The following is a 17753-nucleotide window of genomic DNA, read 5'->3' as shown; positions in this document are numbered from 1 at the left end:
CGGGACTTTTGCAGTCTCCGCCTTTTTTGCATAGTTATGCCGGGTCTTTCAAATCCCATTTTACAGTTAAAACAACTTTTCCGGCTCTTTTTTTCACTTGTTCATACGATTCGGCAATTTGTTCGTTCATCAGCTGGATTTGCTCGGCGATAAATCCGGCTTCGAGCTGAAAGCAGGGTTCCTTTTGATATTTGAGGCGGTTTGAGACCAGCGGGCCTTCGAGCTCAAACTCAAGCTCCTGTTTTTTTGAATGGGCGATCGTAAGCGTTCCCCAGCCTGCATCCAGAAAGAAAGCGGGAAGATCCTCCCTGGATTCAAGCGGGAACTTGCGGGCGAGCTTTTTTCCCGCCCAGTACATCATATCTGCGTAGTCTTGTCCCAGCATATCGGGAAGCAGCACTTCCCTGATCAACTCATAGCCATATGCGGAGACTTCCAGCTCTTTTAATTGCGCTAAGTTTGCTTCATATTTGTTCATATCCAATGTCTCCCCTCTTTTCTCCGTTTATTATAGCTTAAATGGGGTGAAAGATTACAGCGGGGACATGCAATTAGGAAGAAAAAAATCTGATATATTTATATTTTGATAAAATAAAATTTTCTAAAATATGATTAAATTTTAGAAAATTTCAATTTATGTACGCGTTTTCTTGACGCCTATTTCTCATAGGAGTAAAATGAAATTGTCATAAAAACTTAACAAAGTGCGATATTTGAAACAGGACGGGGGATAGGAGACCTTTCATTTTTACTGCACTTTTCAACTAGGGGGTAAAGCAATGGCCGGGAACAGAGAGTTTGTTTATCGAAGACTGCATTCTTTGCTTGGCGTCATACCGGTAGGCATATTTTTAATCCAGCATTTGGTTGTCAACCATTTTGCGGCAAGCGGAGAGGAGGCGTTTAATAACGCCGCTCACTTTATGGAAAACCTGCCGTTCAGGTACGTCTTGGAAATCTTCGTGATTTTCCTTCCGCTGATTTATCATGCTGTTTATGGAGTATACATAGCTTTTACAGCGAAAAACAATGCGAACAGATTCGGCTTTTTTAGAAACTGGATGTTCGTTCTGCAGCGGATTACAGGAATCGTTACCTTGATTTTTGTCAGCTGGCACGTGTGGCAAACACGGATTGCCGCCCAAATGGGGGCAGAAGTAAACTTTGACATGATGGCTGATATTTTGAGCTCCCCGATCATGCTCGGCTTTTACATTGTAGGTGTCCTCTCAACAATCTTCCACTTTTCAAACGGTTTATGGTCGTTTGCTGTCACTTGGGGAATCACCGTTTCTCCTCGCTCACAGCGAATCGCCACGTTTGTGACAATGGGAGTCTTTGTTGTGTTGTCCTATGTAGGGCTGAGAGCGATTTTGGCATTTGTGTAAAAGAACTAGATTACTAGAGGGAGTGGGGCAGGCATGAGCAATTCAAGCATCATCGTTGTCGGCGGAGGACTTGCGGGTCTGATGGCGACCATTAAAGCTGCGGAAGCAGGAACAAATGTAAAACTATTTTCGATCGTTCCCGTTAAGCGCTCACATTCCGTATGTGCGCAGGGCGGAATCAACGGAGCGGTCAATACAAAAGGTGAAGGCGACTCCCCTTGGGAGCATTTTGACGATACCGTTTACGGAGGCGACTTTCTGGCCAACCAGCCGCCGGTCAAAGCGATGTGTGATGCGGCGCCGTCGATTATTCATTTGCTTGACCGCATGGGCGTCATGTTTAACAGAACACCTGAAGGGCTGCTTGACTTCCGGCGCTTCGGGGGAACTCAGCATCACAGAACGGCATATGCGGGGGCGACGACCGGACAGCAGCTCTTGTACGCGCTGGATGAGCAGGTTCGCCGCTTTGAAGTAGAAGGGCTTGTTTCGAAATATGAAGGCTGGGAGTTTCTCGGAGCCGTTCTTGATGATGACAATGCGTGCCGGGGCATCGTCGCCCAAAATCTGACGACGATGGAAATCGAGTCGTTCCGTTCAGACGCAGTCATCATGGCGACCGGGGGACCGGGCATCATCTTTGGAAAATCGACGAACTCGATGATCAATACCGGATCAGCCGCTTCGATCGTTTACCAGCAGGGCGCTTACTATGCGAACGGAGAATTCATCCAGATCCACCCGACCGCCATTCCGGGAGACGACAAGCTCCGTCTGATGAGCGAATCGGCGCGCGGTGAAGGCGGACGAGTCTGGACGTATAAAGACGGCAAGCCTTGGTATTTCCTCGAAGAGAAATATCCGGCATACGGAAACCTTGTGCCGCGGGATATTGCGACGCGTGAAATATTTGATGTATGCGTCAGACAAAAGCTCGGCATCAACGGCGAAAACATGGTATATCTCGATCTTTCCCACAAAGATCCGAAGGAATTGGACATCAAGTTGGGCGGAATCATTGAAATCTATGAAAAATTCATGGGTGACGATCCGCGCAAGCTGCCGATGAAGATTTTCCCTGCAGTCCACTACTCAATGGGCGGACTCTGGGTCGACTACAATCAGATGACCAACATTCCAGGACTGTTTGCCGCAGGGGAATGCGATTATTCAATGCACGGCGGAAACCGCCTGGGCGCGAACTCGCTCTTGTCAGCCATTTACGGCGGCATGGTGGCAGGTCCGAAAGCCGTTGAATATATTCAAGGTCTTGAAACATCCGCAGAAGATCTGTCTTCTTCCGTTTTCGACAGCTGCGTCAAAAAGGAAGAAGACAAGTGGGCTGACATTATGAAAATGGACGGCAATGAAAATGCATATGTCCTTCATAAAGAGCTCGGCGAATGGATGACAGATAACGTGACGGTTGTGCGCCACAATGACAAGCTGCTGAAAACGGATGAAAAAATCCAAGAGCTTGCCGAGCGCTACCAAAACATCAATATCAACGATACGGCAAAATGGAGCAACCAGGGCGCCGTATTCACACGCCAGCTGCACAACATGCTGCAATTGGCACGGGTGATCACGCTCGGTGCATACAACCGGAATGAGAGCCGCGGCGCCCATTATAAACCGGATTTCCCTGAACGTAATGACGAGGAATGGCTGAAAACAACAATGGCGAAACATGCAGGCGATTTTGAAGCCCCGAAATTCCATTATGAGGATGTCGATGTTTCATTAATCGCACCGCGTAAACGGGATTACTCGAAGAAAAAGGTGGCGAAATCATGAGTGAAAATAAGACAATCAAGTTTATCATCACTCGTCAGGATACATCGGATTCTAGTCCTTACCAGGAAGAGTTTGAAATTCCATACCGTCCGAATATGAACGTCATTTCCGCTTTGATGGAAATCAGAAGGAACCCGGTAAATACGAAAGGGGAAAAAACGTCGCCGATTGCTTGGGATATGAACTGTCTCGAGGAAGTGTGCGGCGCTTGCTCGATGGTGATCAACGGCAAGCCGAGACAGTCCTGTACAGCCCTGATCGACCAGCTTGAGCAGCCGATCCGCCTTGAACCGATGAAAACATTCCCGGTTGTCCGCGACCTTCAAGTGGACCGGAGCCGCATGTTTGATTCATTGAAGAAAGTCAAAGCATGGGTACCGATCGACGGCACATATGACCTCGGACCGGGACCGAGAATGCCGGAAAGAAGACGCCAGTGGGCGTATGAGCTGTCAAAATGCATGACTTGCGGCGTATGTCTTGAAGCTTGTCCAAACGTGAACGATAAAACAAACTTTATGGGACCTGCACCGCTCTCGCAAGTCCGCTTATTCAACACCCATCCGACAGGCGCGATGAACAAATCGGAACGGCTTGAAGCGATTATGGGGGACGGCGGACTGGCCGAATGCGGAAATTCGCAAAACTGCGTGCAGTCATGTCCGAAAGGCATCCCGCTCACAACCTCAATCGCTGCGTTAAACAGGGATACGACCGTTCAGGCGTTTAAAAACTTCTTCGGAAGCGACAACACGGAATAACACGAAAAAACGCACCTCTTCAAGCCGAAGAGGTGTTTTTATGACCAAAGGGGATGAAAAACAATGAAGCTGCCGGGATATATTGAAGAACCGTTTGACACATGGTGTCAGTCATTTTCTTTTTTTGATGAAGTATCCGTCCGTTTTTCAGAAACGGACATGTTCGGTCATATGAACAATGTCACACCGTTTGTCTATTTCGAGGAAGCGAGGATTTCCTATTTCAAGCACTTGGGCGTCATGGACCGCCTTTCAGACGGGAAGAGCGCGGCAATTCCCGTCGTGGCGAGCCAGCAATGCGATTACTTTCAGCAGGTCATGCTTCATGAACATTTGAAAATCGGCGTCAAAACAGCATCTGTCGGCAACGCTTCCCTCACCCTTCACTATGCGGCGAAAAATGGGGAAGGTGACCTTTGCTTTACAGGAATGGCGGTTATGGTGCAAATTGCGAAAGATACGGGCAAACCGGTGAAATGGACAGATGAACAAAAAGCAAAACTGCTTGGCAATCACTCATTTCCTGAGAAATAATTGACAGGGGGAGGGAAATGAAAAAAGCGATGATCATCGGCGCGAGTTCCGGAATTGGCAAAGCGCTTGCCAAGCAGCTGTCAGCCGGAGGAGTGGAGGTCGGTCTTGCTGCAAGACGGTATGAGCTGTTAGCCAAATTGCGCGACGAACTCCCTGGACCTTCATACATTAAAAAGATCGATACAGCCGACAGCGAACGCTCGCCTATACTGTTGAGAGAACTGCTTGATGAGATGAATTGGGCAGACGCAGTCTTCATCTGTTCAGGTGTTGGATATTTGGAAAGCGAAATGGATTGGAGCAAAGAAAAGGAAACGATCGATGTAAATGTGACGGGGTTTGTGTCCTGCTCGAACGTGTTGATGGAGCATTTTATCAAAAACGGGAGAGGGCATTTAGTCGGCATTTCATCAATCGCCGCACTGAGAGGAAACGGAGGGGCGGTCACCTACGCCGCTTCAAAAGCATTCGTTTCTAATTACTTAAAAGGGCTCCGTCAAAAAGTGAAAAAACTTGGGTATGATGAAATCGTGGTCACCGACATTCAGCCAGGCTTCGTGGACACGGCTCTCGCAAAAGGTGATCACCTGTTTTGGACGGCTTCGCCCGAAAAAGCGGCTGCACAAATCATCAGCGCTGTGCAGAAAAAGAAAACGCACGCATATATTACGAAAAGATGGCGGCTGATCTCTTGGATTTTAAAATGTCTTCCTTAGAAATTCAGCCCTGAAACGATGCCTGTGTCATGATTTGAAAAATAGGTGTTTGAGGGAACCCTTTTCTCCGTCAGAAACGTCACCGACCTTGCGTATGTTTCATATGATATCACGACTATATCGAAACCCATTCGTTTCAGATCAGCTCTCACCTTAGCAAGGAGGGTTACAATACTTGAAGGAGAAAGAGTTTCAATCAAAGCCGCTGCTAACAAAAAGAGAAAGAGAAGTGTTCGAATTGCTCGTTCAAGACAAGACAACAAAGGAAATCGCAAGCGAGCTCTTTATAAGTGAAAAGACTGTACGTAATCACATTTCCAATGCGATGCAAAAATTGGGAGTGAAAGGCCGTTCGCAAGCTGTTGTTGAACTTCTTCGAATGGGTGAGCTAGAGCTCTAAATTGAGCCGGTGTTCCTTCTTGTAACAAGAAGGGAACCGGTTATTTGTTTTGAGGTGCAATTTGTATATTCATGTTGAAGTCTTGCAATTTGTGTAGAAAAGAAGGAAAATAGACTCAAGTGTTTTGAAAACAAAACAACGAGTCGAGCGAGGTAGAGAAAATGAATTCGAATGCTTCTTTGAATCACATAGCGGATATTGAAAAATCACTCCGCCATATTGCGGGCATCATCAAACAAAAAGGAAGAGAAATTCTCACCCAATATACGATTACCCCTCCCCAGTTTGTCGGTCTTCAATGGCTGTATGAATACGGGGATATGACGATCGGCGAGTTATCACAAAAGATGTACCTGGCGTGCAGCACCACGACGGATTTAATTGACCGAATGGAGAAAAACAACCTCGTTGAACGGGTAAAAGATCCGTCCGACAGGCGCGTAGTCCGCATTCATCTTCTCTCGGAAGGAGAGCGGATCATCCAGGAGGTCATTCAAAAAAGGCAGGACTATTTGGAAGACATGTTAGAGGCGTTTTCCGAGGAAGAAACAGCCGCATTTGAAAAATTATTAATTAAACTTCAGCAGGAAATGAACAGAAAATGAGGCGATTTTGTTGGATCAACCGATAGGAGTCATCGATTCGGGAGTCGGCGGTTTAACCGTTGCAAAAGAAATCATGAGGCAGCTGCCGAAAGAAAAAATTATATATCTTGGAGATACGAAAAGGTGTCCGTACGGACCCCGGGACAGAAAAGAAGTCCTGTCATATACATGGGAAATGACAAATTATTTGTTATCCCGCCACCATATTAAAATGCTCGTGATCGCCTGCAATACAGCGACGGCCATCGCACTTGAAGAAATCAGCAGAGAAGTCGCGATCCCGGTCATCGGCGTTGTGCAGCCCGGAGCCAGAACCGCGATTAAAGTGACGGAGAACCAGCGGATCGGCGTGATCGGAACAGAAAACACGATCAAAAGCGGCGCATATGAAGAAGCGCTTCTTTCGCTGAACGGAGATTTAACGGTAGAAAATCTCGCTTGCCCGATGTTTGTCCCGTTTGTGGAAAGCGGTAAATTTTTGGATGAGACGGCTGATGAAATCGTCAGGTCGTCACTGCACCCGCTCAGGGATTCATCAATCGATACACTGATTCTCGGATGCACGCATTATCCGATTTTAAAAGAGCCGATTCAGCGCTATATGGGAGAGCGCGTCAACATCATTTCCTCCGGAGATGAAACGGCCAGGGAAGTCAGCACGATCTTGTCATACAACGGTTTATTAAGCAAAACGGGGGAACCGCCGGAACACTTGTTTTTAACAACCGGGGAGCGCGCCCGCTTCACGAAAATTGCAAATGATTGGTTTGGATACGAAGTGAAAAATGTGGAAAGCATTTCTCTTCAGGAAACCGCTATAAAATAAAGCTGCCGCACAATTAAACGGCAGCTTTTTTCATGAGCCTTTTCTTTAAAAGAAAAGGTTTTTTGTATTCAGAGGGATTTTTTTAAAAAGCGGTCTAATTCAAAAACGGGCTCGTATACATAATAGTACAAACTGCCTTAGGAGGGAAAAGTATGCTGAAAAAAGGAATGAAAGGAATCGCGGTTTCGGTTACGGCCTCCGCGCTGCTTCTTTCCGGGTGCGGAATATTTCAGTCAGATCAAGCCTCAGAGAAGATAGATCCGCCGCAGGACATCACATATGTAAAAGAGGAGAAGGAGCAAGACAAAACAGACAAAACCAAAGATAAAACAGAAGACAAAGGCAGCAAAACGACAAGCGACGATAAAGCGGCTCAAACGAGCGATACGGTCATGAGAGAGCTTTATCTCATTGATAAGAACGGCTATGTGACAGCGCAGACGCTGCCGCTGCCAAAGCAGGAAGGTACGGCTAAACAAGCGCTTGAATACCTCGTTGAAGGCGGCCCTGTTTCAAACATCCTGCCAAGCGGATTCAGAGCCGTGCTGCCGGCGGATACAGCGGTCAATGTTGATATTAAAGAAGACGGAACAGCGATCGCTGACTTCTCAAATGAATTTAAAAACTATAAAGCTGAAGACGAGCAAAAAATCGTACAGGCGATTACATGGACGTTGACACAGTTTAACTCGATTGATAAAGTGAAGATCCGCATGAACGGCCATGATTTGAAAGAAATGCCTGTTAACGGCACGCCGATTTCAGAAGAACTCAGCCGCGAGGACGGTATCAACCTCGATACGGCGGGTGTGACCGATATAACGGCGACACAGCCGGTCACCGTCTATTATTTGGCTGAATCGGACAAAGGCACATACTACGTTCCTGTAACGAAACGGACGTCTGTAAAAGAAAAAGACCAGGTGACGGCGGCGATTAAAGAGCTGACGGAAGGACCGGGCAATAAAAGCGGCCTGCTTTCCGATTTCCAGGGCGGCGTCAAGCTTGAAAACGAGCCGAAAATTGAAGACGGCCATGTGACTCTCGACTTTAACGAAGCGATCTACGGGAGTGCAGACGGCGAGAAGAAAGTGATATCGGATGAAGTGTTAAATAGCATTGTGCTGACATTAACCGAGCTGCCTGATGTGAAAAGTGTTTCGGTTACTGTGAACGGAAAATCCGAACTCGTCAATGAAAAAGGGGAAAAGCTTTCCAAGCCGGTTTCGAGACCGAGCAAGGTGAACACAGGTAGTTTTTAAGCAGAGATTTTTGATATACTATAGAAAAAGAGGTAAGCGATTAAAGCTGCCTCTTTCTTTATTCAGCTTTTTGGAAGAGCAGAATGATTGTGAAAGGTTTATGTACATACAATCGGAGGTAAAAAATGAGATACGATGGAAGAGAAAACAATGAACTGCGCCCTGTCACAATGGACCTCGACTTCATTACGCATCCTGAGGGATCGGTCCTGATCACAGTCGGCGGGACAAAGGTGATCTGCAACGCGTCTGTGGAAGACCGCGTACCGCCCTTTTTGAGAGGAGAAGGGAAGGGCTGGATCACCGCGGAATACAGCATGCTCCCGCGGGCCACGAACCAAAGGACGATCAGGGAATCGTCAAAAGGGAAAATCTCCGGACGGACGATGGAAATTCAACGGCTGATCGGACGAGCTCTGCGGGCGGTCGTTGATTTGGAAAAGCTCGGTGAGCGGACGATCTGGATCGACTGCGACGTCATTCAGGCTGACGGAGGCACGAGAACCGCGTCGATCACCGGAGCATTTACGGCCATGGCGCTTGCCGTCGGAAGACTTGTCGAAAAAGGCGCGTTGAAGGCGATGCCGATCACTGACTTTTTGGCTGCCACTTCGGTGGGAATCGATAAGGAAAAAGGATTGATCCTTGATTTGAACTACCAGGAAGATTCTGCAGCAGAGGTTGATATGAACGTCGTCATGACAGGCGAAGGCCGCTTTGTCGAACTTCAGGGAACAGGAGAGGAAGCGACATTCTCAAGAAGTGAATTGGACGGGCTTTTAGAACTGGCTGAAAAAGGGATCGCTGAACTCATCGAAAAGCAGAAAGAAGTGCTCGGCGACGTTGCATCAGCCATTCAACAATAACATGAGAAAGGCTTGATACACGATGAAAGAAGTCATCATTGCCACGAAAAACGAAGGGAAAGTCAGGGAATTTAAAGCGATGCTGGAACCGAGAGGCTACGATGTCAAATCTCTACTGGACATCGGCTATACGCCCGAAATCGAAGAAACCGGGCAGACGTTTGAAGAAAACGCGGTGATTAAAGCGGAAACGATTTCGAAAGAAACCGGTAAAATCGTGATTGCCGATGACTCAGGCCTGTCTGTCGACTACCTCGGCGGCAGCCCCGGCGTTTACTCGGCCCGCTATGCAGGAGAAGAGAAAAACGATCTCGCCAACCTGAAAAAGCTATTGAAAGAGCTTGAAGGGGTGGAAAAAGAAGACCGCTCCGCGAGGTTCAGATGCGCGCTCGCATTATGCATTCCAGGACAGGAAACGAAAACGGTCGAAGGTTCTGTGGAAGGATACATTACCGAAGAACCGCGCGGCACAAACGGCTTCGGCTACGACCCGGTTTTTCTCGTCAAAGACAAAGATCAAACGATGGCCGAGCTCTCAAGCGGCGAAAAGAACAAAATCAGCCACAGAGCGGAAGCACTGAAAAAACTGTCCGCTCTATTGGACCAAGCGTAAAGGAGGAGGGCCGATCATGAAGGTTCTGATTGTCAGTGACAGCCACGGCCTTGAAGACGAACTGGAAATGATCGCTGAGCGGCACGGGAAGGAAACAGATCTCATGATCCATTGCGGGGATTCCGAATTGGATCCTTCCCATCCCGCGCTTTCCTCTTACTTAACGGTAAAAGGAAACTGCGATTTTTACGGGGAGTTTAAAGACGAAGTTGTCGTTCCCGTCGGATCAAAAAAGCTTTTTTTCACACACGGGCATTTATACGGCATTAAACAGTCGCTTTTAAATGTATACTACCGCGCTGAAGAACTCGGCGCCGATATCATCTGTTTCGGCCATTCCCACATCGCGGGAAGCGAACTGATGGACGGAAAACTGCTGATCAACCCCGGCAGCATCCGCCTTCCGCGGGTGCGGAAAGAAAAAACTTATGCTATACTGAACATTGACAAAGACAATGCAACGGTCCGCTTTTACGACTTGGACGGCCGGGAAGTCGAAAGCCTGACGAACCATGTCCAACTGCCAGCACATTCATGAGGAAGAATTTTTTTCTTCCTCGTGAAGAAAAAAATTCTAAAAAGTTGTTGACTTTATGTCCCGATCCGCATATAATAAATCTTGTCGCTGATAGTTAAAGCGAAACAAAACAACATCATGTCCCAGTAGCTCAGCAGGATAGAGCAACGGCCTTCTAAGCCGTCGGTCGGGAGTTCGAATCTCTCCTGGGACGTCTCTGGAAAAAGCCTCAAACTTCTTGGTATACAAGGGTTTGAGGCTTTTTTATTTGATGGGAACTTCTGCTCTATTTTTGGTTTGAAAATATGTTTTGGGAGCGGATTTAAAACTCCATTATTTATTGGATATCCTATTAAAATATACACTCCATTTTTTTATTTATAACAACTTCTGAGGTACCTAATCCTCTTTCTATACTTCTTCCAAGAACATCTCCATTTGTATCTTGAGGTGAGAGTAGTTCTCTGAATGGCCTTTTTCTTCAAATAACAACTTCCTAAAAATTCCCTTTCATCATTTCGAACAAAATGAAAAAGATAAAGGGTGTGATCAATTTTAAGGAGGATGTTGTCATGACAAAACAACAGCAAAATCAGCAGCAAAAGCAGAAACAACAAAAACAAAAGCATGAGCAGCTGCTCGGTGCCAATATTACGGATACCGAATTTGCTCAAGAATTCGGAAATATCCAGCAGCAGCTTGCCCAGCTGGAGCAAACTGTTAATCAAATGGGGTCACAACAGCAAGGCCAAAGCGGCCAGCAGAGCTCTCAATTGAGCCAGGGAATCAATCAGCTGAAGCAGCAAATTCAGCAGTTCAGCTCCCAATCTCAGCAGCAGATGCAACAGACGGATCAGCAAATTCAGCAAAGCATTCAGCAGGCTGTCCAACAGCTGAATCAGGCTCTTCAAGGAATCCAGACAAACCAGGCTATGAACCAAATGAGCCAGGCACTTCAGCAGGCGCAGCAGTCATTTAACCAGCAAGGGCAGCAAGGACAGCAACAGGGTCAGCAAAACCAACAAAACCAGCAGCACAATCAAAATTTCCAGCAGCCGCTTCAATAAAAAGCTGTAAAGAGCCGTTTAGCACGGCTCTTTTTTATATCGGTCATTCCTCGTTTTGATCCTTTTCGTCATGGGTTGGATGCGCCCCGGGGTACTGTCGCGGCATTCCTTGGTGGAGATTGCGGAATTCATATGTGAAATTGCTGTAGTACTGCTGGCCTTCCTTCCATGGCGTGTTTTTGTTTTCAACAGGCTTGTCTTTGCCTTGGGCAGCTCCATACGCTCCTTCAGGAAATTCTTCTGCCGTTAAAAAGTTTCTTTGTGTTTCAACGTTCGACAGTTCTTTTTTGTCGTCCATTAGATCACCTCTGTTTTATTTTTATTGTTGCCATGAAAAAGAAGAGCTATGTGTTTTCGTTTTGTGCAGTAGGATTCATTTTAAGAACGGGATAAGATGCTCATTTTCTGCCGAGAGTACAACGGGCAAATGCGCCGATCACAACGAAAAGCACAGAAAGAACCTTTCGGATGTTATGGTATTTTGTGGTTTATTGGTCCTTTTCTCCTCAGCTTTTAAGAACTGTTCTTCTATCTTAATACCCGTCTATTCTCGCTTTTTGTTATACATCTCAATTCAGCAATGGTTTAATCTGTTTTCCAGATTGATGTAAATGGGGCATTGGTTGTAAAATTTACCATGATAGAAAATCTTACAAGTTCGTTCTGCTTTTATTTTAGAAAGGGAGCTGAAGAAAGGTGCATACGCTAGAAAAAATGGAGCAAACAAATTTCCAGACGGCGAGAGATTATGTGACAAAAGCATACGAGACAGTGCGGAAGCGAAATCTTCACGAAAGCGAATTTCTTCAAGCTGTAAAAGAAATTTTCGATTCCCTCGTCCCTGTGTTGGCAAGGCATCCAAAGTATATTGAACACCGCATTCTTGAAAGGATTGCAGAGCCTGAACGGATGATCACCTTCAGGGTGCCGTGGGTCGATGATGAAGGCAATATCCAGGTTAACAGGGGATACCGGGTTCAATTTAACAGTGCGATCGGTCCGTATAAAGGCGGCATCCGCTTTCATCCTTCTGTAAACGCGAGCATTATTAAATTTTTGGGCTTTGAGCAGATTTTTAAAAATTCTTTAACCGGCCAGCCGATCGGCGGCGGAAAAGGCGGGGCTGATTTTGATCCGAAGGGCAAGTCTGACAGGGAGATCATGAGTTTTACGCAAAGCTTCATGAATGAACTGTACAGACATATCGGACCGGACACGGATATCCCTGCCGGCGATATTGGTGTCGGAGCAAGGGAAGTCGGGTTTATGTTCGGACAGTATAAAAAGATTCGGGGCCGCTATGATGCAGGTGTGTTAACAGGCAAAGGCCTTGAATACGGGGGCAGTTTGACGAGGAAAGAAGCGACAGGGTACGGTCTGGTTTATTTCGTAGAAGAAATGCTGAAGGATCAGGGGCTGCGTTTTGAAAACAGCACTGTTGTCGTCTCCGGTTCAGGTAATGTGGCGCTGTATGCGATGGAAAAAGCCGCTCAATTCGGCGCAAAAGTAGTGGCCTGCAGCGATTCTGACGGCTATGTCTATGACGAAAAAGGCATCAGCCTTGAGACGGTGAAGCGGCTCAAAGAAAGCGGGAACGGAAGGATTCGCGAGTATGTCAGCGAGCATCCGGAAGCACACTATTTCGAAGGATGCTCCGGCATTTGGTCTATTCCGTGCGATATCGCGCTTCCGTGCGCGACCCAAAACGAAATTGACGAAGAGGCGGCCGGAGTGCTCATTTCAAATGGGGTCAAAGCCGTCGGAGAAGGAGCGAATATGCCGTCTGAAGAGAGCGCCGTCAAACGCTTTTTGGATGCGGGGGTTCTTTTTGGGCCGGCTAAGGCTGCAAATGCCGGCGGTGTGGCCGTTTCAGCGCTCGAAATGGCGCAGAACAGCGCGCGGCTCCACTGGACGGCGGAAGAAACGGATGAGAAGCTCAGGACGATCATGGCCGATATTTACACGAGAAGCGTTGAAGCAGCTTCAGAATACGGACGTCCCGGCAATCTGCTTGACGGCTGCAATATAGCCGGATTTATTAAAGTGGCGGATGCGATGATCGCTCAGGGAGTCGTTTAACCGTAAAAAGAGAGAGCGAAATGCTCTCTCTTTTTTGTGCTTTGTTAATTTTCTCTGAATCCTCCGGTAAAGCCGTGCACAGCCGGAACGGAAATTCCCGGGTAACCGATGCCGAATCCGAGAGTCGGAGTGGTGAACACCCCGCCGTACGGATAATAGGGATAGGGCCCGTGCGCTGAAGGATTATAGACATAAGTAGTCGGATAGCCGAAGTATCCCGGGTATTGGCGCACGCGGGGATCAGAGTATGGAGGAAAGGTGAGGTACATCATATTCACCCGTTTCTTTTTGGATTAACAGCAGTTTATGTAAAAAATCGTAAAATGGAGTCTGTACACAAATGTGGTAAAAAATCTAACCTTCCGGGATGAAATTTTAAAAAGTTGTCGGTAATAAAATCTAACAAAACTGTATAAAACAACAGTTTTTTTATGTAATCTTTATAGATTGCATAAAAAATTTCAAATTGTTTTTCAATTTTGGATTTCCTTTTATATCAATCATGTAAGCGTATACAAGTAGATTGATTAATCGAAATTGTCTAATAATTTTAAAAAATACGGTTGACACTGCATGTAAAGGGGCGTAATATGAGTTCAAACAAAAGAACAAATCACTTGAAAACTTTTCATCTTTCCCGGGAATGACAGCGGGAAAACGGGTTCCCGCATCATCAATTTTTAACCGTTTAAAGCGTTCATTTACAACAGAAAGGTGTGCTAGAGGGATGGGGGACCAGAAAGACCAGTGGATCTTCCTAAACGACAAACTCGTTAAAAAAGAAGACGCTAAAATATCAGTCTATGATCACGGATTTTTATACGGGGACGGCGTGTTTGAAGGGATCAGGGTATACGACGGCAACATCTTCAGAATGAAAGAGCACATGGACCGCCTCTACGATTCTGCGAGATCGATTATGCTGGAGATTCCATATCAGCAGGAAGAACTGACACAGCACGTTCTCAAAACAGTTGAAAAAAACGGGCTTAAAGACGCTTACATCCGCTTGGTCGTTTCAAGAGGAGCGGGTGACCTCGGACTCGATCCAAACAATTGTTCACACCCGAGTGTCATTATAATTGTCGAACCATTGGCAATATTCCCGAAACACTTATATGAAACGGGAATTGACATCGTGACGGTTCCGACAAGAAGAAACAGACCTGATGTGCTGAGCCCTAAAGTGAAATCGCTGAACTATTTAAACAATATTCTTGTCCGGATCGAGGCGCACATGGCGGGCGTGACAGAAGCGCTCATGCTCAATGATCAAGGCTATGTCGCCGAAGGTTCTGCGGATAACGTATTCATTTATAAAAACGGAAAGCTTTTGACGCCTCCGGGCTATATCGGAGCGCTTGAAGGAATCACCCGGAATGCCATCATCGAAATAGCTCAGGAGCTCGGCTATGAAGTGAAGGAAGAGCCGTTTACCCGCCATGACGTATACACAGCCGACGAAGTGTTTTTAACCGGAACGGCTGCAGAAGTCATTGCTGTCGTAAAAGTTGACGGCCGCAAGATCGGGGACGGCAAGCCGGGAGTCCACACAAACCGGATGCTTGAAAAGTTCCGCGAGCGCGTCGTCCGTGAAGGGGTAAAAGTCAGCCTCGAAGATCAAAGCTTAAGTGTCAGTTGAATAAAGACAAACGTTGAAGAGGATAAGTAACAGCGGAAACGCCGCCTGCAGAGAGCCGGGATTGCTGGAAACCGGTGACGGCCTCCGCTTGTGAACTCCCCTCTGAGTGTCAGCCTGAACGACTTCCAAGTTTAGTAAGGCTGGCCGGGTGAACGTCACGAACGTTCACTCGTTATTAAACCGGATAAGCGATTATCCATAAGGCGGCTTTCGAAAGCCGCGAACAAGGGTGGTACCGCGGAAAGAAAAGCCTTTTCGCCCCTTTGGCCTGCAAGGTGTGCAGCGTCAACAGTGGGCGGGAAGGCTTTTTTTAGCTGCAAAAGCAAATTGGAAACATGCTTTGCGGCATATATAAATTGATTATTTTAAAAAAAACCAATCGTGAATGAACAGTGATGATGATCACTTGATAAGGAGGAAGAAAAATGGGGACGAATGTACAGTTGGATGCTGAAAATGCCCAATGTACACAAACAATGGCAGGGGCGTCAATGCTGATTGAGGCTTTAAAACAGGAAAATGTCGAAGTGATCTACGGGTATCCCGGCGGTGCGGTTCTGTCGATTTATGACAAACTCTACGGATCGGGCATGTTTCATGTGCTGACGCGCCATGAACAAGGCGCCATCCACGCAGCCGAAGGATATGCGAGGATTTCAGGGAAACCGGGTGTCGTCATCGCCACATCCGGTCCGGGAGCGACCAACCTTGTAACGGGTCTGGCCGACGCGATGATCGATTCATTGCCTCTCGTCGTATTCACCGGTCAGGTTGCGACCTCGGTTATCGGATCTGACGCATTTCAAGAAGCTGACGTCATCGGAATTACGATGCCGATTACAAAGCACAGCTACCAGGTTCGCCATGCAGAAGATCTGCCGAGAATTATTAAAGAAGCATTCCATATCGCAACAACAGGAAGACCGGGCCCCGTTTTAATCGATATTCCTAAAGACATCGCCGTTGTAGAAGGAGAATTCCGCTACGACCATGAGATTCACCTTCCTGGCTATCAGCCGACGAAGGAACCGAATTATCTGCAGATCAGAAAGCTTGTAGAAGCGGTCAGTGCAGCGAAAAAGCCGGTGATTTTAGCGGGTGCGGGCGTCTTGCACGGGAAAGCGTCAGAAGAATTAAAAAATTATGTCGAACAGCAGCAAATTCCGGTGGCACATACGCTGTTAGGCCTGGGAGGATTTCCGGCCGACCATCCGCTATTCCTCGGGATGGCCGGAATGCACGGAACGTATGCGGCCAACATGGCGCTGTATGAAAGCGATCTGTTAATCAGCATCGGTGCGAGATTCGATGACCGGGTCACAGGGAACTTGAAGCATTTTGCAAAATATGCGAAAGTCGCTCACATTGACATCGATCCGGCTGAAATCGGCAAAATCGTTCATACACACATTCCGGTTGTCGGCGACAGCAAGCTTGTACTGACAGAGCTGATCAAGCAAAACGGCAAACCGAGCGCTTCGGATGAGTGGAAAAAGCAGCTTGCGGACTGGAAAAACGAATATCCGCTCTGGTATGAAGAGAATGAAACAGAAGGATTCAAACCGCAGAAGCTGATCGAATATATCCACCGCTATACGAAAGGCGAAGCTATTTTAACGACGGACGTCGGACAGCATCAAATGTGGGCCGCGCAATTTTATCAGTTCCAAAAAGCCGACAGATGGGTCACTTCCGGCGGGCTCGGCACGATGGGCTTCGGACTTCCGGCGGCAATCGGAGCACAGCTTGCGGATAAGGATGCGACGGTTGTATCGATACTCGGCGATGGAGGATTCCAGATGACCCTGCAGGAGCTGTCCGTCATTCACGATCTGAACCTTCCGATCAAAGTCGTGGTCTTAAACAACCGCTGCCTCGGAATGGTCCGGCAATGGCAGGAGATCTTTTACGATGAGCGCTATTCACACTCCAAGTTCGCATCACAGCCTGATTTCATCAAGCTGTCTGAAGCATACGGCATCAAAGGTGTCCGAATCACATCCGAAAAAGAAGCGGAAGAAAAGCTGGAAGCGGCGCTAACGTCGAATGAACCGATGGTCATCGATGTTCAGGTTGCACAAGCTGAAAAAGTATTTCCAATGGTTGCGCCTGGAAAAGGGCTGCACGAAATGGTGGGGGTGAAACCTTGAAAAGAATCATCACGCTGACGGTTTTGAATCAAAGCGGCGTCTTAAACAGAATTACAGGGTTGTTTACAAAACGGCATTACAACATTGAAAGCATTACCGTCGGCCACACCGAAACAGCGGGGATTTCCAGGATCACGTTTGTCGTTCATGTGGCAGATGAAAAAGAAACGGAACAGCTGACAAAACAATTAAACAAACAGATTGATGTACTGAAAGTCACGGACATTACAAATCAATCGATCGTCCAAAGAGAGCTGGCATTAATCAGGGTGGTTTCCCCTCCGTCGAGCAGGGCGGAAATAAACGGCGTCATTGAACCGTTTCGGGCGACTGTCGTCGATGTCGCAAAAGACAGCGTCGTGATTCAAGTGACGGGGGAATCAAGCAAGATCGAAGCCCTGATCGAACTGTTGAAACCATACGGGATTAAAGAGGTTGCCAGAACAGGCACCACGGCCTTTGCGAGGGGAACCCAGCAAAAGCCGTCCTCTATTAAAACAATATCTATTGTATAAAACATAAAAAGGGAG

The 17753-nt window shown here is 47.1% G+C and carries 20 protein-coding genes, 1 tRNA gene and 1 other annotated feature; of the genes, 18 read left to right on the top strand and 3 right to left on the bottom strand.

The features are described 5' to 3' along the window. Positions 1 to 34 precede the first annotated feature (34 nt). Positions 35 to 478, bottom strand: a complete 444-nt coding sequence (locus MHH76_RS15175; RefSeq protein ID WP_020452494.1) for a YslB family protein — start codon at positions 476 to 478, stop codon at positions 35 to 37. A 301-nt stretch (positions 479 to 779) separates the two neighbouring features. Between MHH76_RS15175 and MHH76_RS15170 the strand changes: the two genes are divergently transcribed. The 14 genes from MHH76_RS15170 to MHH76_RS15105 all read left to right on the top strand — a co-directional run bounded on the left by MHH76_RS15170 (position 780) and on the right by MHH76_RS15105 (position 11352). After that, positions 780 to 1388 carry a succinate dehydrogenase cytochrome b558 subunit gene (locus MHH76_RS15170; RefSeq protein ID WP_023855447.1) on the top strand — a complete coding sequence of 203 codons (609 nt, stop codon included), beginning with the start codon at positions 780 to 782 and terminating at the stop codon, positions 1386 to 1388. Between the two features lie 33 nt (positions 1389 to 1421). Continuing rightward, complete coding sequence (sdhA, locus tag MHH76_RS15165; RefSeq protein ID WP_025811019.1) at positions 1422 to 3185, top strand: succinate dehydrogenase flavoprotein subunit; 1764 nt, start codon at positions 1422 to 1424, stop codon at positions 3183 to 3185. Beyond that, complete coding sequence (gene sdhB, locus MHH76_RS15160; RefSeq protein ID WP_025811020.1) at positions 3182 to 3946, top strand: succinate dehydrogenase iron-sulfur subunit; 765 nt, start codon at positions 3182 to 3184, stop codon at positions 3944 to 3946. The genes sdhA and sdhB overlap by 4 nt, the downstream gene beginning before the upstream one ends. Before the next feature lie 63 nt (positions 3947 to 4009). Beyond that, a complete protein-coding gene (locus MHH76_RS15155; RefSeq protein WP_025811021.1) occupies positions 4010 to 4480 on the top strand; it encodes a thioesterase family protein in 471 nt (156 codons plus the stop codon). A 17-nt stretch (positions 4481 to 4497) separates the two neighbouring features. Next, on the top strand, positions 4498 to 5196 hold the full coding sequence (locus tag MHH76_RS15150) for an SDR family NAD(P)-dependent oxidoreductase (RefSeq protein WP_025811022.1): 699 nt from the start codon (positions 4498 to 4500) through the stop codon (positions 5194 to 5196). Between the two features lie 175 nt (positions 5197 to 5371). Next, positions 5372 to 5596, top strand: coding sequence for a spore germination transcription factor GerE (gene gerE / locus MHH76_RS15145; protein ID WP_003184172.1), 225 nt, complete (start codon positions 5372 to 5374; stop codon positions 5594 to 5596). 161 nt (positions 5597 to 5757) lie between these two features. Beyond that, entirely contained in the window at positions 5758 to 6201 is a 444-nt protein-coding gene (locus MHH76_RS15140) for a MarR family transcriptional regulator (RefSeq protein ID WP_003184148.1), read from the top strand. A gap of 7 nt (positions 6202 to 6208) precedes the next feature. Then, positions 6209 to 7027: a glutamate racemase gene (gene racE, locus MHH76_RS15135; protein ID WP_020452488.1), complete on the top strand. Its 819-nt coding sequence runs from the start codon at positions 6209 to 6211 to the stop codon at positions 7025 to 7027. A 152-nt stretch (positions 7028 to 7179) separates the two neighbouring features. Next, positions 7180 to 8289: a GerMN domain-containing protein gene (locus tag MHH76_RS15130; protein ID WP_025811023.1), complete on the top strand. Its 1110-nt coding sequence runs from the start codon at positions 7180 to 7182 to the stop codon at positions 8287 to 8289. A gap of 125 nt (positions 8290 to 8414) precedes the next feature. Continuing rightward, entirely contained in the window at positions 8415 to 9155 is a 741-nt protein-coding gene (gene rph, locus MHH76_RS15125) for a ribonuclease PH (protein WP_025811024.1), read from the top strand. 22 nt (positions 9156 to 9177) lie between these two features. Then, entirely contained in the window at positions 9178 to 9768 is a 591-nt protein-coding gene (locus MHH76_RS15120) for an XTP/dITP diphosphatase (RefSeq protein ID WP_020452485.1), read from the top strand. A 16-nt stretch (positions 9769 to 9784) separates the two neighbouring features. After that, positions 9785 to 10306 (top strand): metallophosphoesterase, encoded by a 522-nt coding sequence (locus tag MHH76_RS15115; RefSeq protein WP_025811025.1) that lies wholly within the window; start codon positions 9785 to 9787, stop codon positions 10304 to 10306. A gap of 119 nt (positions 10307 to 10425) precedes the next feature. Beyond that, a tRNA-Arg gene (locus MHH76_RS15110) sits at positions 10426 to 10499 on the top strand. A 358-nt stretch (positions 10500 to 10857) separates the two neighbouring features. Beyond that, positions 10858 to 11352 carry a hypothetical protein gene (locus MHH76_RS15105; protein WP_025811026.1) on the top strand — a complete coding sequence of 165 codons (495 nt, stop codon included), beginning with the start codon at positions 10858 to 10860 and terminating at the stop codon, positions 11350 to 11352. A 43-nt stretch (positions 11353 to 11395) separates the two neighbouring features. On the opposite strand, the gene MHH76_RS15100 is transcribed toward MHH76_RS15105, so the two are convergent. After that, complete coding sequence (locus tag MHH76_RS15100; protein ID WP_020452482.1) at positions 11396 to 11650, bottom strand: hypothetical protein; 255 nt, start codon at positions 11648 to 11650, stop codon at positions 11396 to 11398. Between the two features lie 398 nt (positions 11651 to 12048). On the opposite strand from MHH76_RS15100, the gene gdhA reads away from it, so the two are divergent. Next, the gene (gene gdhA / locus MHH76_RS15095; protein ID WP_025811027.1) at positions 12049 to 13431 is read left to right on the top strand and encodes an NADP-specific glutamate dehydrogenase; all 1383 of its coding nucleotides are present in this window, start codon (positions 12049 to 12051) and stop codon (positions 13429 to 13431) included. Positions 13432 to 13475: 44 nt separating this feature from the next. On the opposite strand, the gene MHH76_RS15090 is transcribed toward gdhA, so the two are convergent. Continuing rightward, the gene (locus tag MHH76_RS15090) at positions 13476 to 13700 is read right to left on the bottom strand and encodes a hypothetical protein (protein WP_025811028.1); all 225 of its coding nucleotides are present in this window, start codon (positions 13698 to 13700) and stop codon (positions 13476 to 13478) included. Positions 13701 to 14158: 458 nt separating this feature from the next. Here MHH76_RS15090 and ilvE point away from each other — a divergent pair, with 458 nt between their 5' ends. The 3 genes from ilvE to ilvN all read left to right on the top strand — a co-directional run bounded on the left by ilvE (position 14159) and on the right by ilvN (position 17738). Further along, entirely contained in the window at positions 14159 to 15073 is a 915-nt protein-coding gene (ilvE, locus tag MHH76_RS15085) for a branched-chain-amino-acid transaminase (RefSeq protein ID WP_025811029.1), read from the top strand. Between the two features lie 4 nt (positions 15074 to 15077). Beyond that, positions 15078 to 15339: a binding site (T-box leader), on the top strand. A 159-nt stretch (positions 15340 to 15498) separates the two neighbouring features. Next, entirely contained in the window at positions 15499 to 17223 is a 1725-nt protein-coding gene (gene ilvB / locus MHH76_RS15080) for an acetolactate synthase large subunit (protein WP_025811030.1), read from the top strand. Continuing rightward, the gene (gene ilvN / locus MHH76_RS15075; protein WP_020452477.1) at positions 17220 to 17738 is read left to right on the top strand and encodes an acetolactate synthase small subunit; all 519 of its coding nucleotides are present in this window, start codon (positions 17220 to 17222) and stop codon (positions 17736 to 17738) included. The genes ilvB and ilvN overlap by 4 nt, the downstream gene beginning before the upstream one ends. Positions 17739 to 17753: the final 15 nt, after the last annotated feature.

This window comes from Bacillus sp. FSL L8-0193 (assembly GCF_037976065.1).
In the GTDB taxonomy this organism is placed as follows: Bacteria; Bacillota; Bacilli; order Bacillales; family Bacillaceae; genus Bacillus; species Bacillus paralicheniformis.
This window is presented reverse-complemented; position numbering and strand designations above follow the sequence as displayed.